This is a genomic window from Streptomyces durmitorensis, from assembly GCF_023498005.1.
GTDB lineage: Bacteria > Actinomycetota > Actinomycetes > Streptomycetales > Streptomycetaceae > Streptomyces > Streptomyces durmitorensis.
This window is the reverse complement of record NZ_CP097289.1, coordinates 8,396,179-8,421,281: the sequence shown is the minus strand read 5'-3', so window position 1 is coordinate 8,421,281 and position 25,103 is coordinate 8,396,179. Positions and strand designations below refer to the sequence as shown.

Below are 25,103 nucleotides of genomic sequence, written 5' to 3'. Positions count from 1 at the left end.
TCACGAGGAGTGAACTCATGGGCAAGCAAAAGCGGTCCGTCGATCCGTCCCGTCAGGCCCCCGGCCGCCAGGAGCCGGCACAGCGGGGCCGGCGCGAGCAGGATCCCGCACAGCCGGGCCAGAACCGCCGGCAGGAGCGCAACCCGGGCGATGCGCGCGCGCAGCAGCGCCAGGACGTGGACGACGACCTGGTCTGACGCTTGGACCGCGTAGATCCCGAGGGGCGCACCCAGTACATGGGTGCGCCCCTCGGCATGATGGGAGACGCGGCCCCGCATTTTCCGACCCAGGAGAGGTGGCCCCTTTGGTGGATGTGGACGGGTTCACCGACCGGCTCGACTACCCGATGTACGTGGTGACGGCCGCCGCCGACGGCCTGCCCGCGGGCTGCCTGGTGGGATTCGCCTCGCAGTGTTCGCTTGATCCGCCCCGTTTCGCGGTGTGGCTGTCGCGGGCGAACCACACGTATCGAGTGGCCCTTGGCTCCGCGTTCCTCGGCGTGCATCTCCTCGGGCGCGAACAGCACCAACTGGCGCGGCTGTTCGGGGGCGAGTGCGGCGACCGGGTCGACAAGTTCGCCGGCATCCCGTGGGAACCGCGCACGGGCGGGACTCCCGTGCTCGCGGACTCCTGCGCCTGGTGGGTCGGCAAGGTCGAGCGGCGCGCCGACTGGGGAGATCACGTGGGCTTTCATCTCACTCCGGTGGAGGCGGGCGCCGACCCACCGCCGCACCAGGAGCTGCTCCGCCTGAGCGACGTCGCCGACCTCACCCCCGGCCACCCGGCCTGATCCGGGTCCCGTTCGACCCCGGAGGGGCAGCCCGGCAGGACTATCCTTGAGCTTGACGAGAACCAACGGCAGCGCGTGCCCTCAGCTGCTGGAGGTAGCCATGAAAGGCGAACGCCCCGGCCGCCGCGGACACCCGCACACGGCGTCCGGCCTCCCGAACCCTGGACCGCGCGCCCATGGTCAGGACGGCGCGTCCCCGTTGCACACTCAACGCGCCCATCGCCTGCGCCATCTGCTCACCTACGTCTACACACCGCTCTTCCTGGTCCTGGCCGTGCTCTTCGGGGTGTGGGCAAGCGGCGGGCCTCCCAGCCCCTGGGCGTTGGCGGGCCTGGCGATCCTCTTCGCGGTCCTCGCCCTCCTCGCCCTGGCCGTCCACTCGGCCCTGCACCACCGCCACCGTGACCACGGCGGCCCGGGGCACTGAGCCCCTGCGACCCTCCCCCTCCGCCGCGCTCCCCCTCCGGCCCGCGCCTCCGCTACTCCGTCTTGCTTAGTACCGGTAGTCAGCGTTACCGTGTACCGGTACTCAGTGGCGCTGACTAGCGCAGGGATTGCCGTCAACCAACTCACCCCCAGGCACCTCAGCCTCGAACGGGAGCGCCCCATGCCTTCATCTGTCATGCCCACACCCAGGCAGAGCGATGGTCAGCCGTCGTCCGCCACCCTCTCCGCCGCCATCTCCGCCGTCGGTCTGCGCAAGTCCTACGGCGACAAGACCGTGCTCGACGGCATCGACCTGCGCATCCCGGCGGGGTCCGTGTTCGCGCTGCTCGGCCCCAACGGCGCCGGCAAGACCACCGCCGTCAAGATCCTCTCCACCCTCATCGGCGCCGACGCCGGAACCCTGCACGTCGGCGGCCACGACCTGGCGACCGACCCGCAGGCCGTGCGGGCCGCGATCGGCGTCACCGGCCAGTTCTCCGCCGTCGACAACCTCATCACCGGCGAGGAGAACATGCTCCTCATGGCGGACCTGCACCACCTGCCGAAGCAGGAAGGGCGGCTGGCCGCAGCCGAGTTGCTGGAACGCTTCGACCTCACCGAAGCCGCCAAGAAGCCCGCATCCACCTACTCCGGCGGCATGAAGCGCCGCCTCGACCTCGCCATGACCTTGGTCGGCAACCCGCGCATCATCTTCCTCGACGAGCCCACCACCGGCCTCGACCCGCGCAGCCGCCACACCATGTGGGGCATCATCCGCGGGCTCGTCTCGGGCGGGGTGACCGTCTTCCTCACCACGCAGTACCTGGAGGAGGCAGACGAACTCGCCGACCGCATCGCGGTGTTGAACGACGGCAGGATCGCAGCCGAAGGCACGGCCGATGAGCTCAAGCGGCTCATCCCCGGCGGACACATCCGCCTCCGCTTCACCGACCCGGCCGCCTACAAATCCGCCGCCTCCGCACTGCGCGAAGTCACCACGGACGACGAGGCGCTCGCGCTCCAGATCCGCAGCGACGGCAGCCAGCGCAAGCTGCGCTCCATCCTCGACCGGCTCGATTCAGAGGGCATCGAGGCCGACGAACTGACCGTGCACACCCCCGACCTGGACGACGTGTTCTTCGCCCTGACCGGCCCGGCCGACATCCCCAACAAGACCAAGGAGAACGTCCGATGAGCTCCCTCGCCCTCGCCGTCCGCGACTCGAACACGATGCTGCGCCGCAATCTGCTGCACGCGTGGCGCTACCCGTCCGGAACCCTGAACCTGCTGCTCACGCCGATCATGATGCTGCTGCTCTTCGTCTACATCTTCGGCGACGTGATGAGCGCGGGTATCGGAGGCGGCGGCGCGGACCGCTCCGACTACATCGCCTACATCGTCCCCGGCCTGCTCCTGATGACCGTCGGCAGCACCGTGATCGGGGCCTCCGTGTCCGTCTGCGTGGACATGACCCAGGGCCTCACCGCCCGCTTCCGCACGATGGCGATGTACCGGGGCGCCCTGCTCGTCGGGCATGTCGTCGGCGGCGTGCTGCAGTGCGTGATGAGCGTGGTCCTCGTCGGCGCCGTCGGGGCGGCGATGGGCTTCCGGTCCACGGACGCCACGGCACTGGAGTGGCTGGCGGCGTTCGGGCTGATCACCCTGTTCGCCCTGGCACTCACCTGGATCGCGGTCGGCATGGGGGCGGCCAGTCCGAACCCCGAGGCGGCCGGCAACATGGCCATGCCGCTGATCCTCCTGCCGCTCATCTCCAGCGCCTTCATTCCGGCGGACACGATGCCGGGCTGGTTCCGGCCGATCGCCGAGTACCAGCCCTTCACCCCGGCCATCGAGACCCTGCGAGGCCTCCTCCTCGGCACCGAGATCGGCAACAACGGCTGGATCGCCATCGCCTGGTGCGTCGCCCTGATCGCACTCGGCTACCGCTGGTCGACGGCGCAGTTCAACCGCGACCCCAAGTAGGCGCGCGGGCTGTCTCCCCTCCGGCAGCCCGCCCCGCCCCCCGGGCGACGCGCCCCGACACCACGTCAGCCCGGTGACCACTTCTGGACGCTCCACGTCTGGCGGGTCAGCCGCCGTCCGGTCACGCCGTCCGGCCTAGCCGTCCCGCAGCCGGACCGCCGCGCGCCCGGACTCCGGGTCAGCCTCAAGCACCACGTACCGACCGAGGACGGCGAGGGCGACCAGGCAGCCGCTCATCTCCAAACCCTCCTCCACGATCGTTCCCAGCATCAGCACGGTGCTGTGACCGTGCGCGTGCGCCCAGCCGTTGAACGCCTCGGTCAGCAGCGCCCCGCCCAGATACACCCCCAGTGCGGCAAGGAGCCCTCGCCGCAGGTCGCGCGGGAGCTTGCGCGCCCACAGCACGGCGCAGACAGTGCCCGCCCCCGCGAGCACCGCGCCGGGCAGCACCCAGGCGTGCGTGGGAAGTGAGCCCCCGGCCCACTCCTTCCACGACCGGCCGACCTCGCCGAGGCGCTCGTGCAACGAGACCGTCTCGTCGACGCTGAGCAGTGCGGTCGCGCCGACAAGACCCAGCCAGGACAGCCGCCCGGGGCGCGCGTCGCGCCCGCTGAGCAGCGCGGCGGTCAGCGCCATGCCCGCCACGGCCAGCAGCAGCGTGCTGTTCCACCAGGTGGCCAGGTTGGCCTCGACGTCGACGTTCACCAGCCTGCGGACGCCCGGTATCGGGTCGTAATGGTTGTAGGCGCGCGTGGCGAGGTCGGCGAAAAGTAAGGCCGCGGTGCCACCCGCGGCAAGCCACAGGACGCGACGAGCCGGCGGTCTCGCGAGCTCACCCGCGAACCGGTCGCGCGTTTCAATATCGGTCATGCGTACGGAGGTTAGCGGTTTGAGCAGAGGACGAAGGCCCCGGGGCGCCCCGTATGGTGCTCCTTCCGACAGACCTCCTGCGGCTACTCATACGCGATGAACTCAGTCACTGCGTTCCGCGGCCTCAGGCGCGGCCTGCCACGTCATGGCCCGTGACCGCGCGAGCGTAGGCACGCAGGGCGGTGATCACTTCGGCGCGGGTGCGGCGGCCGGCGAGGACTTCCATCTGGTAGCCGTCCTCCATGGCGACGAAGCTGGCGGCGAGCAGGCGCGGCGGGTCCGGCAGGGTGAAGTGCCCCTGAGCCTGCCCCAGGACCAGGATCCCTGAGTAGACGGCGATCTGACGCTCCGTCAGCGCACTGTCGAGGGCCGCGGCCTTGGCGTCGCGCAGGCAGCGCGGCCAGTACTCGAAGAGCAGCCGCGTCAGCGCGTCGTCGGGCCCACTGGCGACCCCCTTGTCGATACAGGCTCCGAGTTGGTCCCGGGCGTCGGCGAAGTGGTGCGCGGCCTCTTCGCGTTGCTGGCTGTAGCGCTCGATGGCCTGCTGGTAGGTCACGTGAACCAGGGCGTCCAGGTCGCCGTAGTAGAGCACCGCGGCGGGCGTGACCCCCGCCTCCTCCGCGACATCGCGCAGCCGCAGCCCCTCAAGACCCCGCGCCACCAGAGCGCGCTCCACGGCCTTGCCCAGCTCGGCCCGGCGGGCCTCCTTGCTACTGCCCTTCCTGGCGGCCACGCCCAACTCCTCTTCAGCCCTGTTGCATCGAAATTTAACGATAGCTCGATGGCTATTGACGATCCAGCGGGCCACGTCTTAAATCTGCGTTTAACAAACCTGCGGCCCACGGAGGCACCATGCCCGACCCAACCGACGCCGAGGCCGGAACGGGGCCCGCGTCCGCCACGGGCAAGGGGCTGCGCGGGGGCTCGGTGGGCCTGCTCGCGTCCGTCACTCTCGGGCTGTCCTGCGTCGCCCCGGCCTACAGCATCGCCATCACCCTCGGCTTCGTGACCCTGACCGTCGGGAACCTCGCGCCGGCCGCACTGCTGCTCGGCTTCGTCCCGATCCTGCTCACCGCGTTCGCCTTCCGCGAGTTGAACCGCGAGATGCCGGACTGCGGCACCACCTTCGTCTGGACCACGCGGGCGTTCGGCCCGCTGACCGGCTGGCTCACCGGCGGCTGGGTGGTGCAGGTCGCCACGCTCATCGCGATGACAGCCCTCTCCCAGGTCGGTGCCACGTACCTGCTCCAACTGCTCGGCCTGCACTCCCTCGCCGGCAGCAGCACGGCCGTGACGATCACCGCGGTGGCCCTGCTCGCGGCGGTCACCTCGATCGCCTACCGGGGCCTGCATCTCGCGGCGTCCGTCCAGTACGTACTGCTCGGACTGCAGTTGACCGCCCTGCTCGGTTTCGGGGCCGCCGCCTTCGCCCGCCACGGCGCCGTCACCCCGTCCCTGAGCTGGCTCAACCCCTTCGCCTTCGACGGCTTCGGCCCCTTCGCCGAGGCGGTGATGCTGTGCCTGTTCATCTACTGGGGCTGGGACGCGCTCATCACCGCGAACGAGGAGACGCGCGACGGGGAGCGCGTCGCGGGCCAGGCCGCCGTCATCTCCACCCTCGTACTCCTTGCGACCTACCTGTTCACCGCCTTCGCGGCGATCAGCTTCGCCGGCATCGGCACCGGCGGCACCGGGCTCGGCAATCCCGACAACGCCGCCGACGTCCTGTCGACCCTCGCCCCACCGGTCCTCGGCACAGCGGCGGCCAAGGTGATGCAGCTGGCCGTCTGCGTGTCCGCGGTCTCCGCCCTGCTCACCAGCCTCGTCGGCTCCTCCCGCGGCACCCTGTCCATGGCCGCCCACGGCGCTCTGCCGGCCGCCTTCGCCCGCGTCCATCCCCGGCACCGCACCCCCGGCTTCGGAACCCTCTTCATCGGCGCGACGGCCGCCGGTCTGCTCGTCCTGCTCACGCTCGTCTCCGCTGACTTCCTCGGCGACGCCATCTTGTGCATCGGGCTGCTGATCGCCTGCTATTACGGCACCACCGCGCTCGCCTGCGTCTGGTACTTCCGCGGGCGGCTGCGCAACTCGCTCCGCGACCTGTTCCTGCGCGGGATCCTGCCCCTGCTCGGCGGGCTGATGATGCTGGCCGCCTTCGCCCGCAGCGCCCACGACATGTACGACCCGGCCTACGGCAGCACCTCCTTCCACGGCATCGGCGGAGTCTTCCTCCTCGGCGCCGGCTCCATCGCCTGCGGAACCCTGGCCCTGGCCGTGGCCCGCACCCGCTTTCACCGCTTCTTCCGCGACGGCCGCACCACGGTGGCCGAACTCACCATCACCGAGGACTGACACACCATGCGCACGCTCGCCATCGCCGCCCTGCAGACCACCCCCGTACCCCACGACCTGGAGGCAAGCTGGCAGCGCTTCGCCGACCAGGTCCGCACCACCCGCGCCCTGTTCCCCCACGTGCAACTCGTCATCGCTCCCGAGCTGCTGCTCGCCGCGGAAGGCGCGCTGCTCCAGCCGGCCGCCGACGACTGGATGGAGCAAGCCGCCGTCGCGATCCCGGGTCCGCTCACCGACCGGATCTGCGCCCTGGCCGTGGAGACCGGCCTGTGGCTCGTCCCGGGCAGCGTGTACGAGCGCGCCGATGACGGGCACGTCTACAACACCGCCCTGGCCGTCTCACCGGAGGGTGAGATCGCCGCCCACTACCGCAAGGTCTTCCCCTGGCAGCCGTACGAGAAGACCACCCCTGGTCACGAGTTCACCGTCTTCGACATCCCCGGCGTGGGCAGGGTGGGCCTGGCCATCTGCTACGACGGGTCGTTCCCCGAAACGGTGCGCCAACTCGCCTGGATGGGCGCGGAGATCGTCATCCAGCCCACCCTCACCCCCACCCGCGACCGGGAGATGGAACTGGTCTGTGCGCGCACCAACGCCTGGACCAACCAGGTCTACGTCGTCAACGTCAACGCCGGCGACCCGGCCGGGGTCGGACAGAGCGCCGTCGTCGACCCAGAGGGCATCGTGCGCCAGCAGGCCGGCCCCGGAGAGGAGATCCTCGTCGACGTTCTCGACCTCGACACCGTCACCCGGGTACGCAGCTACGGCTCCGCGGGCATCAACCGCCCCTGGAGCCAACTCGCCCGCTACGGCGAGTCGGTGCAGCTCCCGATGTACGGCGGCGGAGGATTCCGCACACCGGACTGGCTCAAGGGCGAGACCCGGACTTGAGATCCGACATCAGCGAGTCGGTGATCCGTCAACCCGTGTCAGAGGGCTCAGCCGGTGAACTCGTCGACGCCGAGGGCGAAGTCCCAGTGGCCGACCCCGTTGCGGGCGAGGCTCACCGTGACCAAGCCCATTCCTTCCAGCCAGTGCGCCATTTTCAGGCCGCCGACGTCCAGCGGGCGCAGCCCGAGGCTCTCGACGAATGCCGCCACATCCGCCTTGGCCTGCGTATGGTCGCCAGCGATGAAGACGTTGGGCCGCCCCTTCTCCAGGACATTGCCGAAGATGGTGTTGAACGCCTTCACCACGCCGGCGCCCGCCGGGGCAACCTTGGCGACTTCCCCCGCGATCGAGGTCTCCTCGCCGTGGGCCAGTCCGTCGAACGTGGCGTTGAAGGGGTTGCTGATGTCGACGATGACCTTGCCCGCGAGAGCGTCTCCGTACCAGGTGACGACCGGAACGACACCGTCGTACAACAGGGCCGTGATGACGATGTCCCCGGCCGGGACGGCGCCCCACTTGCCCGCCGTCGTGCCGCCGCCCAGAGCCTTGGCCAGGTCATCGGCCTTGGACTGATCGCGTCCCATGACCTCGACCGTGTTGCCGCCCGCCACTGCGAGCGTGCCGATGGTCCGGGCCATGTTCCCCGTGCCGATGAGAGTGATGCTGCTCATGAGGTGTGCTCTCTCTTCCTGTTGTCAGTTTCGATATGGAATTCTTGTGCTGAATTCACTTCGGCCCCCTAGGTACCAATTCAGCTCGGTACCTATTCAGGTTGTCATTGGCCTGAGTAGGCGTCCAAGACTTCTTTTAGCCGTGGTGATACCTTGAAGGCATCACCGAACTGGGGGCGCCATGGATCTGGACCTGCGCAAACTGCGTTACTTCGTCGCCGTGGCCGACCAGTTGCACTTCGGCCGCGCCGCCGACGAGCTGCATATCGCGCAGCCGGTGCTCAGTCGGCAGATCCGCGCGCTCGAAAAGGATCTCGGCGCCACGCTGTTCACCAGGGATCGCCACGGCGTAGCGCTGACCGACGCGGGCCGGCAACTGCTGGACGATGCCGGCCCGCTGCTCGCCTCCGCGCACGCGGCCCGTCGCCGGGTGTCCGTCGCCGCCCGCGGCAGCCGGCGGCTGACGGTCGGTTTCCGGGCCGGCATCCCGGTCATCCCGGCGGCGCGGGCGTTCGAGGCCCGGCACCCGGACGTGATCGTGGACGTGCAGCGGATCGAAGGGGACGACCAGGCCCCGATGCTGCTCGACGGCCGCATCGACGTCGCCTATGTGCGGCTGCCCATCGACGAGGCCGGCCTGCGCGTCACCCCGCTGTACACCGAGCCGAGGGTGGCGGTGCTCCCCGCCGGCCACCGGTTGGCCGGCAAGGAGGAGGTCACCGAGGCCGACCTGGCCGGCGAACCGCTGGTCTGGCATGCCGACCCGAGCACGCAGCCCACCCGGCGCCCGCACCCCAACGCCGGGTATGTGGTGCGCGGGGTGGACGAGACGCTCGAGCATGTCGCGGCCGGCCGGGGCGTCTCCTTCCTGGCCCGTTCGGCGGCCGTGTTCTCCTCACATCCGGAAGTCGTCTATGTGCCCATCCCGGACCTGGCGCCCGATCAGGTGTGCCTCGCGGCAGCGGAATCGCGCACCTCGCCGGTGGTCGATGACTTCTTCACCGCGGCTCAGGCGACGGCCGAGATCACGGCAGAATGTGGGAACCATGAAATGTGGCAGGCTGGAATCGATGCTGTTTCAAAGCGCGGTTGAGAAGTCCGACTGAAAACAGCTCGGCATCATCGAAACCGCGCCCGATTTGTTTCCGGATCAGTAGCCGTAGATCATTCCTGAGGGATCGCACCACTGGCCGTTGGAACCATTGCCGTGGCGGCTGGTGTCCACGACGTAGAACCCGTCGGTCATGGTCGTCGGGTCGGCCGCGTGGGCGGACGGTGCGGCGGCGAGTGCCAGCGGCAGCCAGGAGAGCGCTCCCACAGGAAGCGCTCCCCACGGCAGAGTCGGTCAGCGGGTCGAGTTGGTCTGGGTCAGGGAGCGCCGCGGGTGGTGGCGGGCGTGCCGCCCAGTGTCGTCAGGACCGCGTTGTACGCCGCCTTCTTGTTGCCGCTGCGGTCGAAGAGCAGCGGATTCTCCGCAGCGCGCCAGGAGTCGCTGTCGCGGATGCCCCAGACAGTGATGCCGGTGCAGCGTGCGACGTTCATGCAGGCCCTGACCGTGTTCGCGTACGCGGTCGGCGAGGCCTGCGCGATGTCCAGTTCGGTGATCTGTACGTCCACGCCGAGGGCGGCGAAGTTCGCCAGCGTCGTCTGGAAGCTGGCGGGCGGGCCGCCGGCGCCGAAGTGGGCCTGGAGGCCGATGCAGTCGATGGGTACGCCCCGCGCCTTGAAGTCGCGCACCATGCGGTAGGCGCCCTGGGTCTTCGCGGCGTTCCAGTCCTCGATGTTGTAGTCGTTGTAGCAGAGCTTGGCCGACGGGTCGGTGGACCGGGCGGTCCGGAACGCCTGCTCGATGAAGCCGTCGCCGAGCACGTCCCGGAAGACCGAGCTGCGAAGCTGGCCGCTGGTGCCGTCGGCGAACGCCTCGTTCACCACGTCCCAGGAGTGGATCTTGCCCTTGTAGCGGTTCATCACGGTGCTGATGTGGTTGTTCATCACGCCCCGCAGGGTGTTCGCGTCCCTGATGGAACTGACCCAGCCGGGCAGTTGGGAGTGCCAGACCAGGGTGTGGCCGCGCAGCTTCTGGCCGCGTGCCGTGGCGCCGTTGACGATCTGGTCGGCAGGGCCGAAGTTGAACGCACCGCGGGACGGCTCGGTCGCGTCCCACTTCATCTCGTTCTCGGGCGTGACCGAGTTGAACTCTCGGCCCAGGATGCCGGTGTACGTGCCGTCCCCGAGCTTTCCGGCGGCCACGGCGGTTCCGAAGTAGCGGCCGGACTGGGCCGCCTGGGCGCCCAGGGTGGATGCCTGGATCGTGGGGTCGGGCGCGCCTGTCGCGGTCCCGGGTGTCACCAGGACGGTCGCGGCCAGCAGGCCCAGGACTGCGGCTCGGCGACAGCCGAGCCGTTTCAACGGGTTCATGTTCTCTCCTCGTGGGGTGGATGGGGATTGCGTGGTGCGATCGGTGGTGGGGAGCCCCGGATTCAGGTACGCGGCGTGGTCCGCGCCGACGTGGGTGAGGAACGCCTTGGGCGCGGGCAGTTCGTCGTACGCCCGCCGGGCCAGGGCCTCGGAGACGTCCTTCGACCATTCGCCTCCATGGACGGAGCCGAGGTTGGTGTTGTCGGAGAACGAGGGGCGGGGCAGATGAAACCGGCGGAGGCCATCGCGTGGGTCTGCGAGGCGTAGGAATCGGAGTTGAGCGGGCGCCACGGCTCCAGTTGAACCGGCGCGCTCCGGGTACCCAGCCCCGCTGTCGCGGCCGCGGTCAGGCCGAGGAAGGTGCGCCGGCTGAACGACATGTGTGACTCCTTGCGTGGGGGGACAGGGAGGCCTCAGCAGATGGAGTTGGTCTGGGTGGCCAGGCCGAGCCGGTAGGGCAACTGCGAGTAATCGCCACTGGAGTTGGGGTCCCGGCCCTGATAGAGGAGCCGGAGCCGGCAGGGGTCGATGGTCATCGTCTGGTCGTTGGTGGCGCGGAGCAGCTCGCCGTGACTGATGTCCTTCGTCCAGGCGCCGCCGGGGAAGGTGACGTTGGTGGAGCGGGCGAAGGGGTTGGCTTCGGTGGCGGCGAGCGGCTGCCACGTGCCGGTCAGACCCTTGGAGGTGAAGGAGCGGTAGTACCGGTTGCCGTCGCTGCCGATGGCCTCCCACATCAGCAGGTAGGTGTCGGTGCCCTTGACGCGGTAGACCGCGCCTCCTTCGAAGAGCGCGAAGCGGGAGTCCTGGAGCACGATCCGGGTGTTGCCGAAGCCGTTCGGGAAGTTGGCGACGGTGGTCTCGGACCGGTACACGTGTCCGTTGTCGTCGGCGGAGAACAGGTAGCACTTCGCGTCGTCGCAGATCACGTAGAAGTCGAGCCAGTTGCCGTTGCCGATGTTCTCCCGGACGACGTCGGGCATGCTGCTCATGAGGTTCTTCGGCGCGGACCAGCTGGTCGGATCGTTGATGTTCTTGGTGGTGGAGTACGACGGCAGACCGGTCTGGTAGACGAGGTACCACTCGTCCTTGGGGGCGAAGTAGAAGGCGTGCGGGGCGGCCCGGTAGCCGGGGCCGATCTTGGAAGCGGTCTCCAGGTGGGTCTGCTTCGCGGCGGCAGCCTGGGACCAGTCGGAGAAGCTGGTCTGCGCCAGGCTCCAGTCGCCGGAGGTTCTCGCGGCGGTGGTCATGAAGACGTGCCACTTGCCGTCCTTGCCCTGGACCACCGAGGGGTCCTTGACGGCGACGGAGTTGCTGCCGTCCTGCTGGGGTGAGATCACCGGTCCCGTGGAAGACCATCGGAAACTGCCCGGCAGGTCCTGCCGGGGGGTGCCCGCCGGTGTCGCTCCCTCGGCGGGCACGGCCAAGAACGCTGCCAGCAGGGCGATGAGCAGGGCCACATAAGCGTGGCGGCGATGGGGACGGGGGCGGAGACGATGCGTCAAGGGCATGGGTAACTCCATAGCGGCTCGACTGGTGCGCATGGGGTGATGCGGGGAGGTGGCCGACTGTCCGGTCCAGGCCGGACCAGCCCGAGGCTTGGTCGGCATACCGAACGACGGACGGATCGTCGGACGTAGGAATAATGGGGCGCTTGACGGAGCCCGGTCAATGCCGTGCGCGCAACATTTTCGGCCTTTCACCGAAAGTCTTACGCGACACTTTCAACACCTACGCTGAGCTGGGGACTTGGTCCCCTGGTGGCGCTGTTCTCAGCCAACCGGAGGGCCCTGCTCCGGCGGACCACGAGTCGCGTGGCGATCTCCAGGCCACGCTGCGGCACCCTCTCGCCGCGGCCGAGTGCGAGGGCCAACTCGGTCGCGGAGGCGGCCATTTCACTGAACGGCTGATGCACCGTCGCCAGCGGAGGATCGGCCGTGCTGCCGGGCCAGGCGCGGGCTACTTGACGCGCGTCTCGCACCACATCCGGCGCTCGTGCCCGACCTCGCGCACCGGTCCGGTCAGGGTGAGCGGCACGGTGTGGTGGGTCCGGGCGCTGGAGGCGGCGACGCGCAGTTCGAGGGCGCCGGGTTCGACGACGCGACGGCCGTCGGCGCCGGTGTACGCGGCGAGGTCGGCGGGGAACGTGGCGTGCACCTCGGCCGCGGCACCGGGCTCCAGCGGGACCCGGGCGTAACCGACGAGCCGGACCTCGGGGCGGGCGACGGTGCCGACCGGGTCGTGCAGATAGAGCTGGACGACTTCGGTTCCGGGACGGTCACCGGTGTTGCGGACGGTCAGGCGCAGCGTGGTCTCGCCGTCGGTCGTGAACTCCGGGGCTTCGCACACCGGTTGGCCCCAGTTGAACGTGGTGTACGACAGGCCGTGCCCGAACGGATACAGGGGTGTCGGGTCCACGGCGCTGGGGAAGCCGTGCCGGCCGAGCGGCGGGGCGAGGTACGGCGCGGGCTGGCCGCCGGGGCTGCGCGGCACCCCGATGGGCAGGCGCCCGGAGGGGTCGACACGGCCGGAGAGGACGCCCGCGACGGCGCCACCACCCTCCTGCCCGGGGAAGAACGCCTGGACGACGGCGGCGGCCCGGTCCGCCCAGCGGCCGAGTGCGTAGGGCCTTCCGCTGAGTACGACGATGACGACCGGCACGCCAAAGGCCATCGCCTCGTCCATCACCTCGCCCTGCCCGTACGGCAGTTGCAGGTCCTCGGCGTCGCAGCCCTCGCCCGACGAGCCGCGCCCGAACAGACCCGACCGGTCCCCGACCACGGCGAGGCAGACGTCGGCCGTCGTCGGATCGTCGACGAACACGGCGTGCGGGAACTCGACGCGCAACGCCTCGTCGAGCGTCGGCACCTCGACACCTGTGGCCAGTTCGGGATGGTGCACGCCCACGTGCCGGGGGAACGTGTAGCAGCCGAGCATGGCGGCCTGTTCGTCGGCGAGCGCCCCGACGACGGCGATGCGCGGCCCGTCACTCAGTGGCAGCACCGCGGAGTCGTTGGCGAGCAGGACCACCGACTCCTCGGCGACCTTCCGCGCCAGCTCCCGCATGTGCGGGGGGTTCAGGTCGACGGTCCCTCCGCCCGCGACGGGCTCCCGGTCGGGGTCGAGCAGCCCCAGTTCGCACTTCTGCGTGAGGACACGCAGCACGGCCCGGTCGAGCAGGTCCTCGGGGAGCGGGTCAGCGGGGTTGAAGCAGCGGGCCGCCGGCAGCTCCACGTCGACACCGGCCGCGAGGGCGAGCCGTGCGGCGTCGCCCTGCCCGTCGGCGATCCGGTGCGCCTCCTCGAGGAGCGAGACTCCGTAGTAGTCCGAGACCACGGTTCCGGTGAACTGCCACTGCCTGCGCAGGAGTTGCGTGAGCAGCTGCGTGTGGGCGTGGGCGGGCAGGCCGTCGATGTCGTTGTAGGCGGGCATCACGGAGCGGGCGCCGCCGTCGCGCAGTGCCATCTCGAACGGCGGCAGGATCACGTCCGCCAGCTCCCGGGAGCCGAGCGAGGCGGGCGCGTGGTTGCGGGCGGCGCGCGAGGCCGAGTACCCGGCGAAGTGCTTGAGTGTGGCGACGATCCCGGCCGATTCCAGGCCTCGCACATAGGCTGTGCCGATGGTGCCGACGAGGTACGGATCCTCGCCGATCGCCTCCTCGGTACGGCCCCAGCGCGGATCCCGCACGACGTCCAGGACCGGGGCGAGCCCCTGGTGGACGCCGACGACACGCATCGACGTACCGATGGCCTGCGCCATCTCGGTGATCAGCGCCGGGTCGTAGGTGGCACCCCAGGCCAACGGGGTCGGAAAGACGGTGGCCTGCCAGGCGGTGAACCCGGTCAGGCACTCCTCGTGGGCGATCGCGGGCAGGGCGAAGCGGTTGCCGGCGCGGATGGTGCGCTGCAGTTCGGCGAGGCGGGCGACGCCCTCGGCGGGTTCGACGGGCACGGTGCCGAAGGGGCGGGTGAGGTGGCCGAGACCAAGGGGCAACAGGGCGTCGAAGGCTGCGCTGCGGGCCGCGTAGGTGTGCTGGCCGGGGGCGACGTCGGAGGCCCCGCTGCCGTCGGGCTCGGCGCCGATCCATACGCCGGACAGCTGAGCGGTCTTCTCCTCGGTGGTCATCCGGGCAAGCAGGTCCGCCGCCCGGGCGTGGGCGGGCAGGGTGGTGTCCTGCCATGGCTCGACCATGGAACTCCTCAAGTGCGGTGCGAACAGGGGGTGTTGGTGCCTGAAGGCTCAGCTGTTGATGCCTGAGGGCTCAGCCCTTGGTGGCGCCCATGGTGATGCCGCCGATCAACTGCCGTTCGGCGACGGCGTAGAAGGCGAGGGCGGGCACCATGGCGAGGATGAGATAGGCGAAGACGCGGGCGATGTCGGTGGCGTACTGCCCCTGGAACTGCTGGACCCCGATGGGGATCGTCCACCAGGTCTGATCACTGAAGACCAGCAGCGGGAGCAGGAAGTTGTTCCAGCTGCTGACGATGGCGAGGATGGACACGGTGCCGAGCGCGGGCCGCGCCATGGGCAGCAGGATCCGCCAGAAGAAGCCGAACGCCGAGCAGCCGTCGAGGGTGGCGGCCTCCTCGAGCTCGCCGGGGATCTCCCGGAAGAAGCCGCGCAGGATGACGATGGTGATGGGCAGTCCGAACGCGGCCTGCGGCAGGATCACGCCCCAGGGGTTGTCGAGCAGACCGAAGGTGCGCAGCAGCACGAACAGCGGCAGGATCGCCACGGCGAACGGGAACATCAGCCCCACGGCGAAGAGGGTGAAGAGCACCTCCCGGCCCCGGAAGGCGAATCGGGCGAGCGCGAAGGCGGCCAGGGCCGCGGCGCCCACCGTAAGGACGGTCGTGCCGACGGCGATCAGTGTGGAGGCGCCCAGCATGCGCCAGAACGAGCCGGAGGCGAGTACGTCGGTGTAGTTGGACGTCACCCACGGCGATGGCAGTCCGAACGCGTTGTCGGAGAGCTGGTCGGTGGACTTGAACCCGGACACGAGCGCGTACAGCAGTGGCGTGACCATGGCGATGCCGACCAGCCACACCATCACGTACAACGGAACGGAGCGCAGCTTTCTGCGCACGCCCGCGCTCATCGGGAGGCTCGCATGGTGGTGAGGGCTCCTTGGGTGTCGCGGCGCAGCACGGAGCGCTGGTAGATGAGAGCGAAGACGAGGCTGATGAGGAACATGCCGATGCTGATCGCGCTGGCGTAGCCGATCTGGTAGCGCTTGAAGCCGAACTGGAACATGGTCACGGCCATGGTCTCGGAGTGGTGGTCCGGCCCGCCCTGCGTGACCACCCACACCAGGTCGAAGAGTTGGATGGCGCCGATCACGGAGAGGAAGACGCTGATGCGGACCGTCGGCCCGAGCAGCGGCAGGGTGATGTGACGGAAGCGCTGCCATGCGCCCGCGCCGTCGATGCGGGCCGCGTCGTGCAGTTCGGCGGGGATGCCCTGCAGTCCGGCCAGGTACAGCATCATGTGGAAGCCGAAGTACTTCCACGTCATGACGAGGAACAGCGTCGGCAGCACATGGTCCTGGTCGGCGAACCACAGTCCGCCGAGGCCGTCGAGGCCGACCGAGCCGAGCACCCTGTCGGCGAGCCCGTCGTCCGGCGCGAACATCATGGAGAACAGGACGCCGGTGATGACCTCGGACAGGACGTAAGGGGCGAAGAACAGCATGCGGTACAGGGCCCGCCCGCGCAGTTTCTGGTTGAGCAGCACGGCCATGGCAAGGGCGAACGGCAGCTGCACGCACACCGAGAACAGCACGAGCAGCAGGCCGCGCCACAGGTCGCCGAGGAAGACCGGATCGCGCAGGAGCCGACTGTAGTTGTCGAGGCCGACGTAGTCCGAAGGGGACCCGAATCCACCCCAGTTGAAGAGGCTGACGTAGAGGGCGTACAGGATCGGGGCGAGCACGAGCGCGCCGAACAGGAGCAGGGCGGGCAGGGTGAAGCAGAAGGGCGTCAGCCAGTCGACGATCCGCCGGGCCAGTGGCCGTCTTGCCCTGGTGACGGGCTGCCGCGGGGGGACGGTGGCGGGCGTGGGGTCTTTCACGTACGTGGAGGCCATGTCGGTCACTGGCTCTTCGCGACCTGGGTGACCGAACGGGTTACCTGCTCGGGCGACTTGGAGCCGGCGATCAGGGCGGCCACCGAGTCGTTGATCTCCTGGCCGACGGCGGGCGGGTATGCCTGGTCGAGGTAGAGCTGGAAGGCGGTGGCCTGGTCGACGGCTTCGGCGACGTCCTTGAGATTGCGGTCGGTCAGGGAACTCTGTGCGTCCTTCACGACGGGCATGATCGCGGCCTCCTTCACGAGGATGCGGTCGGACTCGGCCGTCATGAAGAACTTCAGGAAGTCGACGGCTGCCTTGGGCGCCCCCTTGCGCACCGCGTAGCCGCCTCCTCCGCCGAAGATGTCAGTGCGGGCGCCCTTGCCGCCGTCGACCGCGGGGAACGGGAAGAAGTCGAGATCCTTGCCGATTCCCTTGCCCGCGTCGGCCTGCACGACGGGCCCCCACTGGCCCATCAGCTCCATCGCCGCCTTGCCGTTGCCCATGGCGGCCGCCTCCCCGGTGGGCGTGGAGTACGCGGCACCGAGGTGACCCTTCTGGAACGGCCGGAGCGATACGAGCTCCTTGAGGTGCTCGCCCGCCTTGACGAAGTCGTCGCCCGTGAAGTCCTTGGCGTCAGCGGCCTTCTGCATGCCGTCGACCCCGGCGATCCGCATGGACAGGTAGGCCCAGTAGTACATGCCGGGCCACTTCTCCTTGCCCGCGAGGGCGATGGGGGTGATCCCGGCGCTCTTCAGCTTCTTGACCGCGTCGAGGTAATCGGCCCAGGTGGCGGGCGGCGCCTTGATGCCGGCCTTGGCGAACAGCGCCTTGTTGTACCAGAAGCCCACCGCCCCGATCTCGAAGGGCACGGCGTACGTCTTCCCCTCGATCTCGTACGGCTTCAGCGAAGCCTGCATGAGCGTGTCCGCCCAGGGCTTGATCGAGGGGGTCAGGTCCTCGACAAGACCGGCGTCGATCTGCTGCTCGAGCACACCGCCGCCCCACGTGTGGTAGATGTCCGGCAGCTTTCCGGAACTGGTCAGCGCCGTCATCTTCGACTTGTAGGCGTCGTTCTCCAACGAGACGAGCTTGATGCGCACATCGGGGTTCTCGGCCTCGAACGCCTTGGCCCGTTCGGGCCAGACGGACTGCGACGGCTCCGTGGTCTGGATGTGCCACCACTCCACCACGGTTCGGCCCTGGCTGTCGGTGGTGGTGGACCCTGAGTCCGAGCAGGCGGAGAGACCGGCCGCGCCCAGTCCCACCGCCGACGCGGTCGCCAGGACTCGGCGGCGGGAGAGAGCTGAGGACGCGGCGCCGGACGCGGACGTGACGGCTCGGTCGAAGGCTGGCATGGCGCACCTTCCGGAAGGTTTCCGAGAACTATCGGGAGACGGCCATGGAAATTACGGGCATGCGTAGGGGGTGTCAACGCCCCTGACAGAAAAGGGCGTTGACACCCCCGGAGTGTCCCGTTCCGCTATGCGCGGCGCGGCGCGGCGGTGCTCGCGCGGACCACCAGCTCGGTCGCCAGTTCCACCCGCGGCGAGGCCAGATCGACGCTCCGCGCGAGGTCGAGCAGCATCCGCGCCGCCAACTTGCCCATCTCGGACAGAGGTTGACGGACCGTCGTGAGCGGAGGCGAGGACCAGCGCACCTCCGGCAGGTCGTCGAAGCCGACGACGCTCATGTCCTCCGGCACCCGCAGGCCCCGACGGCGCAGCGCCTCGATCGCGCCGAGCGCCATCTGGTCGCTCGCGGCGAAGATCGCGGTCGGCGGTTCGTCGAGGTCCAACAGCCGCCCCGCGCCGGTGAATCCGGACTCGTGGTAGAAGTCACCAGGCATCACGAGCGCGTCGTCGACGGCGACCCCGGATACATCCAGCGCGGCCCGATAGCCGTCGAGCCGGGCCCGTGAGCACAGCAGCCGCGGAGGGCCCTGGATGAACCCGATCCGCCGGTGCCCGAGCTGGAGCAGATGCTCGGTGGCCGCCATCCCGCCCGCCCAGTTCGTGGCGCCCACGGTCGGCGCCTCGGTGGCGGGGGATCCGGCCGGGTCGATCACCACCAACGGCACTCCCAGGCGCTGCAGTTCGTCCTGGAGCCCGGGTTCGAGCACCGACGTCACGAGGATCACCCCGTCGGAGGCGCGGGCCCGCAGGTTGGTCATCCATTGCCGCGCGTCGCCCGCCCGGTCGTGGATCGCGGAGACCACCGTGCCCACGCTCGCCTCGTGCGCGACCTCCTCCACGCCCCGGATGATCTCGACGGCCCACGGACTGTCCAGGTCGTTGAAGACCAGGTCGAGCAGGGCCGCCCGGGCCCCGGGCGCGGTCGACCGGCGCCGGTAGCCGTGCCGGTGCAGCAGGTCCTCGATGCGGGCGCGGGTCGCGTGCGAGACGTCCGAGCGCCCGTTGACGACCCGCGAGACGGTCGGCACGGATACCCCGGCCTCCCGCGCGATCTCGGTGATCGTCACCTTCGCCACCCCATCCGGGCTCCCCGTGCCTGCCTTGCGCTGAGTGCGTTCCCCGGCCACCATCCCCACCTCCGTAGCTGTACGCCCGGAAAGCCTCCGGACGACTTCCGGAAACCGTAGGACATGCCGTTGGCCGCCCGCCGGTCACCCCGCCCGTCCGTCCGGCCCCTCGAACGTACCGTGCGATGCGTGACGCCGTGTCACTGCCCGAATCGGCAGGCGCAGATCTCCCTGGCAGGATCCCGCTCGTCGGTGGCTGCATCTGCGTCCTCTGCATTGTTCGTCCGTCTCTCGATGCGCTCTTCGGGGGCAACCGGTGCTCGCGACGGCACAGGAGGGCGGGCCTGAGCCGGTCCGTACAATCCCGGGAATGCCGATACCACGCGTCATCAGCCGGGTTGCTCTTGTCTCTGCTTGTGCGCTGCTCGCCGGGTGCGGAACGCAGGGGTCGCGCTCGGCTGACCCGGAGACGAGTGGCTCCCGTTCCGGTGGAGCAGCCGCCCAGCGGGCCTGGGCGTACGAGTACGTCTCCGACGTCGACTCCGTCGGCAGTCAGGTGCTCGACATCGCGGCCGTGTCCCGGCACGAGGCCTGGGCCATGGCGGCGCTCGGTGATCCCGGCGGCTCAGGTCCGCGGACGCGGATGCTGCGGTTCGACGGCTCACGGTGGCAGCGGTACGACCTGGACTCTGATCTGCGTGACGCACTGGGCGGCGGCACGCTCAGTCCGGTGAGTCTGCACGCCGGTGTCGGCAGCGCCTGGCTGTTCGGGCGCGTTCACCACGGGCCGGGCACGTCGCCCACAGCGGTCGCCGCCCGGTTCGACGGCAACCGCTGGGTGGCCGTCGAACCGCCCAGGGCAAGTCAGGTGACCGGGGTCGCGGTGCTGGGGGCCTCGGACGTCTGGGTGCTCGGGCAGCCCGAGCAGCGGACTGCCTGGCACTGGGACGGGCATGGCTGGACCGCCACCCAGTTGCCTGTGGAAGCCCACGCCATCACGCCTGAGACGGCCGGCGGGGATCTCCGGGTGGCCGGGAATGTTCCCGACCCCAAGGCGGACAAGGCGGACGAGGCGGATCCGGACCATCCGAAGCCACGTCCTCTTCGGCTCGGGGCGGCGCGATGGGACGGGCGGCAGTGGCGTGCGGAGTCGATGCCGGACGTCGAGACGGCGGATGCGCGGTTCCGCGGCTGCCGGACGCAGGTGCGCACCCTCGTCGCGCGGGGCGCCGAGGACGTGTGGGCGATGGGGATCGAGTACGGCCCGTACACCGGGCCCCGGTACGCCCCTGTGGGCGATCGTCCCTGCGCTCTGCACTGGGACGGCGAGCGGTGGGGCACGTCGCGTTCCCTGCCTGCGGGAGTCCTTGACGCCAAGAGGGTGCGCGGCGCGGACGGGAAGGTGAGCCGCATCGCACGGCCGCCCTACGTCGCCGGGACCACCGGGAAGGTCACCGGGGTCGACAGGAAGCAGTCGTTCCGGCTGGCCGAGATCGTCCCGGTCCCGGGGACCGATGAGGCATGGGGCGTCGGCTCGGCCGAGCTTGGAGCATTCGGCGAGGCGAACTTCAGCCGCGCCGTGATCGTGCGCCACCGGCCCTAGCACGAGCGGCGGTGTACAAGGTCATCACACCGGGCAGCTGCCCCTGCGCGACCGATATACCGCTCCTCGGTCATCCGCAGGCAGCGGGCGACGTTTCAAAGCCGGACAGTTCGAGCACAGCCCGCGCCACCTGGTGCCTTTCCCTCGATAATGACCTCAGGTCCGGAGTGCGGAACCGCCAAGATCGAGAATTGGAAGTACTTGGTCTGACCTGCGAAGACACTGCCCAGAGGCTCAACTGCTCATCTCACCAGGAGGTACCCATGAAGATGCTGATCAACGTGGCGGAGACAGTCGTCGCGGACGCGTTGCGGGGTATGGCGGCCGCGCATCCCGACTTGACGATCGACGTGGAGAACCGCGTGATCGTGCGCAGGGACGCTCCCGTAGCCGGGAAGGTCGCCCTCGTCTCCGGCGGGGGCTCCGGGCATGAGCCGCTGCACGGCGGCTTCGTGGGGCCGGGCATGTTGTCGGCCGCCTGTCCCGGTGAGGTGTTCACCTCGCCCGTGCCCGATCAGATGGTGCGCGCGGCTGCCGCCGTGGACAGCGGTGCGGGGGTGCTGTTCGTCGTGAAGAACTACACGGGGGACGTCCTCAACTTCGACATGGCCGCCGAGCTCGCCGAGGACGAGGGCATCCAGGTCGCCAAGGTGCTCGTCAATGACGACGTGGCCGTCACCGACAGCCTGTACACGGCCGGGCGTCGCGGCACCGGTGCGACGCTGTACGTCGAGAAGATCGCGGGCGCGGCGGCCGAGGAGGGCATGCCGTTGGAGCGGGTCGAGGCGATCGCGCGGCAGGTGAACGAGAACGCGCGGAGCTTCGGGGTCGCGCTGAGCGCCTGTTCCACGCCCGCCAAGGGCAGCCCGACCTTTGATCTGCCCACCGGCGAGCTGGAGTTGGGCGTCGGGATCCATGGTGAGCCCGGACGTGAGCGGCGCGCGATGATGACGTCCAGTGAGATCGCGGACTTCGCCGTGGACGCCGTACTCGAGGATCTGCGTCCGCGTAACCCGGTGCTCGTGCTCGTCAACGGCATGGGGGCCACTCCCCTGCTCGAGCTGTACGGCTTCAATGCCGAGGTCCAGCGTGTCCTCGCGGAGCGCGGCGTCGTCGTGGCGCACACACTGGTCGGCGACTACGTGACCTCGCTGGACATGGCCGGGGCCTCCGTGACCCTGTGTCAGGTCGACGAGGAGCTGCTGCGGCTCTGGAACGCCCCGGTCCGTACCGCCGGGCTTCGGTGGGGTGTCTGATCCCGGCCGTCACCCGGCCAACCCGACGCCCTGTCATCCCGAACGACTCAGTCCCTCTGCCCAACTGTTCTACCGCGCAAGGAGTTTCCGTGCTCGATGCCGCATTCTTCCGTCAGTGGCTGACCTCGGCCGCCGCACTCGTCGACCGGGAGGCGGAGCGGCTCACCGAGCTGGACTCGCCGATCGGTGACGCCGACCACGGCAGCAATCTGCAGCGCGGGTTCGCCGCCGTGGCGGCCACCCTGGAGAAGGACGCGCCCACCACACCGGGGGCCGTGCTCACCCTGGCGGGGCGGCAGTTGATCTCGACCGTGGGGGGTGCGTCGGGGCCGCTGTACGGGACGTTGCTCCGGCGTACCGGCAAGGCCCTCGGTGATGCCGCCGAGGTCAGCGAGCAGGAGTTCGCCGACGCGCTGCGCACCGGCGTCGACGCCGTCGGCGCGCTGGGCGGCGCCGTGCCCGGCGACAAGACCATGCTGGACGCCCTCGTCCCCGCGGTCGACGCGCTCTCGGAGTCGTTCGGCGCGGCGCGCGAGGCGGCCAACGAAGGCGCCCTCGCCACGACGCCCCTGCAGGCGCGCAAGGGGCGGGCCAGTTATCTGGGCGAGCGCAGCATCGGGCACCAGGATCCGGGGGCGACCTCGTCGGCGCTCCTGTTCGACGCCCTCGTGCAGACCGCGGAGGCCGGCCGTGAGTGACGACAAGCTGGTCGGCATCGTCCTCGTCTCGCACAGCGGTGCCGTCGCCGAATCGGTCGCCGCGCTGGCCACAGGGCTCGCGGGCGGCGGGTCGACCGCGCCCGTGGCCGCCGCGGGCGGCACCGAGGACGGCGGCCTCGGCACGAGCTCGGAGCTCATCGCCCAGGCCGCCGCGAAGGTGGACCGCGGCGCGGGCATCGCGATCCTCACCGACCTGGGCAGCGCGGTCCTCACCGTGAAGGCGCTGATCGCCGAGGGCGACGAGCTCCCCGAGGGCGCCCGCCTGGTGGACGCCCCGTTCGTCGAGGGCGCGGTCGCGGCGGTGGTGGCCGCTTCGGCGGGCGCCGATGTGGACGCGGTGGAGGCCGCGGCCGCGGAGGCGTACTCCTACCGGAAGGCGTGAGCAACCCCGCCGGGCGATCCGGTCAGTTCTGCCGGAGGAACTGCCGGGCCAGCGCGTCACCTCGGGTGACCGCGGCCCGGTGGCTCTGGATGGGCGACGCCTTGGGCCCCTTGAAGACGAGGTAGGTGACGCCCGCGTCGGTGCCGCCGGACCTGGGGTCGGCGCGGATGCCGAGCGACTTCGCCGCCGCGTAGGACGCCTCGCCGATGAGGCGGGTGGGGCCGGTGTCGCCGACGACGGCGTACAGGACCTTGCCCCGGTGGATCACGGCGGCCACCGAGCCCCCCGTGATGCCGTGCGCCGCGTGGTTCCAGCGGCGGCTCGCGCCCGGCACGACGATGTACGGGAGGCGCTCCGCGCTCAGCTGGCGGCCGTTGGATTCCTGGAACGCGGTGGCGTGGAAGAACAACGGGTCCGTGCGCCGGTTGCAGGCCTTGCTCGGCCGGCCGTCGCAGTCGATGTCCATGTCGGCCTTCCAGAACACCGCGCCCCGCTTGCCGCAGACGGGGATGTTCGCGCGGGTGCCGTCGTCCGTACGGTACTTGCCGCGCGAGATCTGTTTGCAGGATCCGACCTTGGCGAGAAGCGCCGAAGCGCTCACACTCCCTTCCCGGGCGGCCGAACCCCCTTTGTTCTCCGCTGACTTGCGGGGCGGCGCGGTCTCCTGTGGATACGCCGCGGCGGGCAGGGACACGGGGGCGAGCAGGGCGGCTCCGGCCGCCACGGCGAGCGCCGTCGTTCTGGTTCGCACGAGAAAGGGCCTTCCTGGGAGGAACTGACGGTTGGTCGGATGAGCGCGGGCAGTCGGCCCGAGCTCGTGACCAGACATCCCAATCTGTCCCGGGTCGTACACCTCGGTCACCGCTCAGGGCCCGGACGGCGGACGCGCACACCCCCTCGAAGTGCGACCCGCCTCTTGATGTGCACTCGACACCCCTGTCAAATAGGTCCGGACCAATGCCGCCCGAGTGGAAGGCACGACCGTGCGACGGACCCCCCACCTGTCCACCCCCTTCTCCGCCCTCCTCCTTGCCACCACCTGCACCCTCACCTCCTGCGCCTGGGGCGGCGGCCAGGACACGAAGGACGTGCAGCCCCCGGCCGCCCCCCGAGGCGTCACCGTCCAGGCGGGCAGCGCCACCACCGCCCACGTCATGTGGAACCAGGCCACGGACGACACGGAAGTCACCGGCTACGACGTGTACCGAGGCGCCACCAGGGTCGAGCGCGTGCCGAGCGCCAAGCACATGGTGGACGTCGTCGGCCTGAAGCCGTCCACGGCCTACAGCTTCACCGTCCGCGCCCGTGACGCCGAGGGGAACGTCAGCCCTGCCAGCAGGAAGCTGACGGTGACCACACCAGCCGCGGCCGCCGCGGACCGCGAACCGCCGTCCCGGCCCGGCTCACCGCGGGGTGCGGCCGAAGGGAGCCGGGCGGTGACGCTGTCCTGGGGTGCCTCGAAGGACGACAAGGGCGTCGCCTCGTACGAGATCTATCAGGGCACGTCGAAGATCCACAGCGTGGCCGGGAGCGAGCGCGAGACCCTCGTCACGGGGTTGCGTCCTGGCACGGCCTACCGCTTCACCGTCAAGGCGCTCGACGCGGCCGACAACGCGTCGCCCGCGAGTCGCGCCGTCCGCCTGACCACCGCGGCGGGCCGGGACGACGGGCGGGGCACGGCGCCGACGGACTTCCGCGCGAAGACCCGCCACGCCGACGGGGCGTACTACATCGACCTGGCCTGGACGCCGCCGCACACCGGCGGCGCGGTGGCGGAGTACCAGATCCACCTCGACGGCAAGACGGCCACCTCGCTGGTGTTCGGCGGCGCCGCACCCCGGAAGAAGGCCACGCACACCTTCTACGTGGGCAAGAAGCCGGGGGACACGCACCGCGTGAAGCTCCGGGCCAAGCTCCCCGACGGGACATGGGGCGGCTACTCCGCCGAACGGACGGTCACCACCGGCTGAAGCCCACAAGGCGACGGACGCCCATAAGGCAACGGACGCCCATAAGGCCACGGACGCCCATGACGCCAGGTCAGCTGTCGGCCGTACGAAGGATTCCGTCACCTGCCCGGTGGCTGTCCGCATGCGGCATCGGCGAAGGGCACGTTGGCTCGTCGTCAGGTAGCACGGGCGCTCCCCGACCCCCGGCGGCGCATGGGATGTACCGCCTCCCGTGCCACCGGAGGGCA

At 70.0% G+C, this 25,103-nt stretch carries 25 protein-coding genes and 1 pseudogene; 13 read left to right on the top strand and 13 right to left on the bottom strand.

All coding sequences use genetic code 11. The features are described from left to right. Window positions 1–17: 17 nt before the first annotated feature. The 5 genes from M4V62_RS37700 (at window position 18) to M4V62_RS37680 (ending at window position 3,199) form a co-directional block, all read left to right on the top strand. Window positions 18–197 (top strand): hypothetical protein, encoded by a 180-nt coding sequence (locus M4V62_RS37700; RefSeq protein WP_249591674.1) that lies wholly within the window; start codon window positions 18–20, stop codon window positions 195–197. 107 nt (window positions 198–304) lie between these two features. Then, window positions 305–790: a flavin reductase family protein gene (locus M4V62_RS37695; protein WP_249593175.1), complete on the top strand. Its 486-nt coding sequence runs from the start codon at window positions 305–307 to the stop codon at window positions 788–790. A gap of 100 nt (window positions 791–890) precedes the next feature. After that, window positions 891–1,217: a hypothetical protein gene (locus M4V62_RS37690; protein ID WP_249591673.1), complete on the top strand. Its 327-nt coding sequence runs from the start codon at window positions 891–893 to the stop codon at window positions 1,215–1,217. A 195-nt stretch (window positions 1,218–1,412) separates the two neighbouring features. Next, window positions 1,413–2,411 carry an ATP-binding cassette domain-containing protein gene (locus tag M4V62_RS37685; protein WP_249593174.1) on the top strand — a complete coding sequence of 333 codons (999 nt, stop codon included), beginning with the start codon at window positions 1,413–1,415 and terminating at the stop codon, window positions 2,409–2,411. After that, a complete protein-coding gene (locus M4V62_RS37680; RefSeq protein WP_249591672.1) occupies window positions 2,408–3,199 on the top strand; it encodes an ABC transporter permease in 792 nt (263 codons plus the stop codon). The genes M4V62_RS37685 and M4V62_RS37680 overlap by 4 nt, the downstream gene beginning before the upstream one ends. Before the next feature lie 135 nt (window positions 3,200–3,334). Here M4V62_RS37680 and M4V62_RS37675 read toward each other — a convergent pair whose 3' ends face one another. Together M4V62_RS37675 and M4V62_RS37670 are read right to left on the bottom strand one after the other, a co-directional pair. Next, a complete protein-coding gene (locus M4V62_RS37675; RefSeq protein ID WP_249591671.1) occupies window positions 3,335–4,069 on the bottom strand; it encodes a hypothetical protein in 735 nt (244 codons plus the stop codon). Between the two features lie 124 nt (window positions 4,070–4,193). Further along, window positions 4,194–4,802, bottom strand: coding sequence for a TetR/AcrR family transcriptional regulator (locus M4V62_RS37670; protein WP_249591670.1), 609 nt, complete (start codon window positions 4,800–4,802; stop codon window positions 4,194–4,196). 119 nt (window positions 4,803–4,921) lie between these two features. Between M4V62_RS37670 and M4V62_RS37665 the strand changes: the two genes are divergently transcribed. Together M4V62_RS37665 and M4V62_RS37660 are read left to right on the top strand one after the other, a co-directional pair. Beyond that, on the top strand, window positions 4,922–6,421 hold the full coding sequence (locus tag M4V62_RS37665) for an APC family permease (RefSeq protein ID WP_249591669.1): 1,500 nt from the start codon (window positions 4,922–4,924) through the stop codon (window positions 6,419–6,421). Between the two features lie 6 nt (window positions 6,422–6,427). After that, window positions 6,428–7,312, top strand: coding sequence for a carbon-nitrogen hydrolase family protein (locus tag M4V62_RS37660; RefSeq protein WP_249591668.1), 885 nt, complete (start codon window positions 6,428–6,430; stop codon window positions 7,310–7,312). 47 nt (window positions 7,313–7,359) lie between these two features. Here the strand turns inward: M4V62_RS37660 and M4V62_RS37655 are convergent, their stop codons facing one another. Beyond that, window positions 7,360–7,983 (bottom strand): NADPH-dependent F420 reductase, encoded by a 624-nt coding sequence (locus tag M4V62_RS37655; RefSeq protein WP_249591667.1) that lies wholly within the window; start codon window positions 7,981–7,983, stop codon window positions 7,360–7,362. Window positions 7,984–8,164: 181 nt separating this feature from the next. Between M4V62_RS37655 and M4V62_RS37650 the strand changes: the two genes are divergently transcribed. Next, window positions 8,165–9,076 carry a LysR family transcriptional regulator gene (locus M4V62_RS37650; protein WP_249591666.1) on the top strand — a complete coding sequence of 304 codons (912 nt, stop codon included), beginning with the start codon at window positions 8,165–8,167 and terminating at the stop codon, window positions 9,074–9,076. A gap of 57 nt (window positions 9,077–9,133) precedes the next feature. On the opposite strand, the gene M4V62_RS37645 is transcribed toward M4V62_RS37650, so the two are convergent. The 9 genes and pseudogenes from M4V62_RS37645 to M4V62_RS37610 form a co-directional block, all read right to left on the bottom strand. Continuing rightward, the gene (locus M4V62_RS37645; RefSeq protein WP_249591665.1) at window positions 9,134–9,301 is read right to left on the bottom strand and encodes a hypothetical protein; all 168 of its coding nucleotides are present in this window, start codon (window positions 9,299–9,301) and stop codon (window positions 9,134–9,136) included. 53 nt (window positions 9,302–9,354) lie between these two features. Next, window positions 9,355–10,401, bottom strand: a pseudogene (locus M4V62_RS37640) (glycoside hydrolase family 10 protein); the annotation flags it as partial. 413 nt (window positions 10,402–10,814) lie between these two features. Next, window positions 10,815–11,909: a glycoside hydrolase family 62 protein gene (locus tag M4V62_RS37635; protein ID WP_249591664.1), complete on the bottom strand. Its 1,095-nt coding sequence runs from the start codon at window positions 11,907–11,909 to the stop codon at window positions 10,815–10,817. Window positions 11,910–12,109: 200 nt separating this feature from the next. Next, window positions 12,110–12,379, bottom strand: a complete 270-nt coding sequence (locus M4V62_RS43770; protein WP_347277101.1) for a substrate-binding domain-containing protein — start codon at window positions 12,377–12,379, stop codon at window positions 12,110–12,112. Next, entirely contained in the window at window positions 12,358–14,589 is a 2,232-nt protein-coding gene (locus M4V62_RS37630; RefSeq protein WP_249591663.1) for a glycoside hydrolase family 3 N-terminal domain-containing protein, read from the bottom strand. The genes M4V62_RS43770 and M4V62_RS37630 overlap by 22 nt, the downstream gene beginning before the upstream one ends. A 70-nt stretch (window positions 14,590–14,659) precedes the next feature. After that, entirely contained in the window at window positions 14,660–15,496 is an 837-nt protein-coding gene (locus M4V62_RS37625; RefSeq protein WP_249591662.1) for a carbohydrate ABC transporter permease, read from the bottom strand. Continuing rightward, complete coding sequence (locus tag M4V62_RS37620; protein ID WP_249591661.1) at window positions 15,493–16,482, bottom strand: carbohydrate ABC transporter permease; 990 nt, start codon at window positions 16,480–16,482, stop codon at window positions 15,493–15,495. Before M4V62_RS37620 ends, M4V62_RS37625 begins: the two co-directional genes overlap by 4 nt. A gap of 5 nt (window positions 16,483–16,487) precedes the next feature. Beyond that, the gene (locus tag M4V62_RS37615; protein WP_249591660.1) at window positions 16,488–17,822 is read right to left on the bottom strand and encodes an extracellular solute-binding protein; all 1,335 of its coding nucleotides are present in this window, start codon (window positions 17,820–17,822) and stop codon (window positions 16,488–16,490) included. A 125-nt stretch (window positions 17,823–17,947) separates the two neighbouring features. Further along, entirely contained in the window at window positions 17,948–19,009 is a 1,062-nt protein-coding gene (locus tag M4V62_RS37610) for a LacI family DNA-binding transcriptional regulator (RefSeq protein WP_249591659.1), read from the bottom strand. Window positions 19,010–19,316: 307 nt separating this feature from the next. Between M4V62_RS37610 and M4V62_RS37605 the strand changes: the two genes are divergently transcribed. The 4 genes from M4V62_RS37605 to M4V62_RS37590 all read left to right on the top strand — a co-directional run bounded on the left by M4V62_RS37605 (window position 19,317) and on the right by M4V62_RS37590 (window position 22,906). After that, window positions 19,317–20,549: a hypothetical protein gene (locus M4V62_RS37605; protein WP_249591658.1), complete on the top strand. Its 1,233-nt coding sequence runs from the start codon at window positions 19,317–19,319 to the stop codon at window positions 20,547–20,549. 263 nt (window positions 20,550–20,812) lie between these two features. Further along, window positions 20,813–21,805 (top strand): dihydroxyacetone kinase subunit DhaK, encoded by a 993-nt coding sequence (dhaK, locus tag M4V62_RS37600; protein WP_249591657.1) that lies wholly within the window; start codon window positions 20,813–20,815, stop codon window positions 21,803–21,805. A gap of 89 nt (window positions 21,806–21,894) precedes the next feature. Next, window positions 21,895–22,503: a dihydroxyacetone kinase subunit DhaL gene (gene dhaL, locus M4V62_RS37595; protein WP_249591656.1), complete on the top strand. Its 609-nt coding sequence runs from the start codon at window positions 21,895–21,897 to the stop codon at window positions 22,501–22,503. Then, complete coding sequence (locus M4V62_RS37590) at window positions 22,496–22,906, top strand: PTS-dependent dihydroxyacetone kinase phosphotransferase subunit DhaM (RefSeq protein ID WP_249591655.1); 411 nt, start codon at window positions 22,496–22,498, stop codon at window positions 22,904–22,906. The genes dhaL and M4V62_RS37590 overlap by 8 nt, the downstream gene beginning before the upstream one ends. A 22-nt stretch (window positions 22,907–22,928) precedes the next feature. On the opposite strand, the gene M4V62_RS37585 is transcribed toward M4V62_RS37590, so the two are convergent. Further along, the gene (locus M4V62_RS37585; RefSeq protein ID WP_249591654.1) at window positions 22,929–23,657 is read right to left on the bottom strand and encodes a glycoside hydrolase family 75 protein; all 729 of its coding nucleotides are present in this window, start codon (window positions 23,655–23,657) and stop codon (window positions 22,929–22,931) included. 232 nt (window positions 23,658–23,889) lie between these two features. Between M4V62_RS37585 and M4V62_RS37580 the strand changes: the two genes are divergently transcribed. Continuing rightward, window positions 23,890–24,876: a fibronectin type III domain-containing protein gene (locus M4V62_RS37580; RefSeq protein ID WP_249591653.1), complete on the top strand. Its 987-nt coding sequence runs from the start codon at window positions 23,890–23,892 to the stop codon at window positions 24,874–24,876. Window positions 24,877–25,103 lie beyond the last annotated feature (227 nt).

Coding starts and splice junctions, on each gene's coding strand:
- M4V62_RS37680 (WP_249591672.1), top strand. CDS start 2,408: ATGAGCTCCCTCGCCCTCGCCGTCCGCGACTCGAACACGATGCTGCGC.
- dhaK (WP_249591657.1), top strand. CDS start 20,813: ATGAAGATGCTGATCAACGTGGCGGAGACAGTCGTCGCGGACGCGTTG.
- M4V62_RS37660 (WP_249591668.1), top strand. CDS start 6,428: ATGCGCACGCTCGCCATCGCCGCCCTGCAGACCACCCCCGTACCCCAC.
- M4V62_RS37630 (WP_249591663.1), bottom strand. CDS start 14,589: ATGGTCGAGCCATGGCAGGACACCACCCTGCCCGCCCACGCCCGGGCG.
- M4V62_RS37620 (WP_249591661.1), bottom strand. CDS start 16,482: ATGGCCTCCACGTACGTGAAAGACCCCACGCCCGCCACCGTCCCCCCG.
- M4V62_RS37615 (WP_249591660.1), bottom strand. CDS start 17,822: ATGCCAGCCTTCGACCGAGCCGTCACGTCCGCGTCCGGCGCCGCGTCC.
- M4V62_RS37635 (WP_249591664.1), bottom strand. CDS start 11,909: ATGCCCTTGACGCATCGTCTCCGCCCCCGTCCCCATCGCCGCCACGCT.
- M4V62_RS37675 (WP_249591671.1), bottom strand. CDS start 4,069: ATGACCGATATTGAAACGCGCGACCGGTTCGCGGGTGAGCTCGCGAGA.
- M4V62_RS37625 (WP_249591662.1), bottom strand. CDS start 15,496: ATGAGCGCGGGCGTGCGCAGAAAGCTGCGCTCCGTTCCGTTGTACGTG.
- M4V62_RS37700 (WP_249591674.1), top strand. CDS start 18: ATGGGCAAGCAAAAGCGGTCCGTCGATCCGTCCCGTCAGGCCCCCGGC.
- M4V62_RS37685 (WP_249593174.1), top strand. CDS start 1,413: ATGCCCACACCCAGGCAGAGCGATGGTCAGCCGTCGTCCGCCACCCTC.
- M4V62_RS37610 (WP_249591659.1), bottom strand. CDS start 19,009: ATGGTGGCCGGGGAACGCACTCAGCGCAAGGCAGGCACGGGGAGCCCG.
- M4V62_RS37665 (WP_249591669.1), top strand. CDS start 4,922: ATGCCCGACCCAACCGACGCCGAGGCCGGAACGGGGCCCGCGTCCGCC.
- M4V62_RS37690 (WP_249591673.1), top strand. CDS start 891: ATGAAAGGCGAACGCCCCGGCCGCCGCGGACACCCGCACACGGCGTCC.
- M4V62_RS37655 (WP_249591667.1), bottom strand. CDS start 7,983: ATGAGCAGCATCACTCTCATCGGCACGGGGAACATGGCCCGGACCATC.
- M4V62_RS37650 (WP_249591666.1), top strand. CDS start 8,165: ATGGATCTGGACCTGCGCAAACTGCGTTACTTCGTCGCCGTGGCCGAC.
- M4V62_RS37605 (WP_249591658.1), top strand. CDS start 19,317: ATGCCGATACCACGCGTCATCAGCCGGGTTGCTCTTGTCTCTGCTTGT.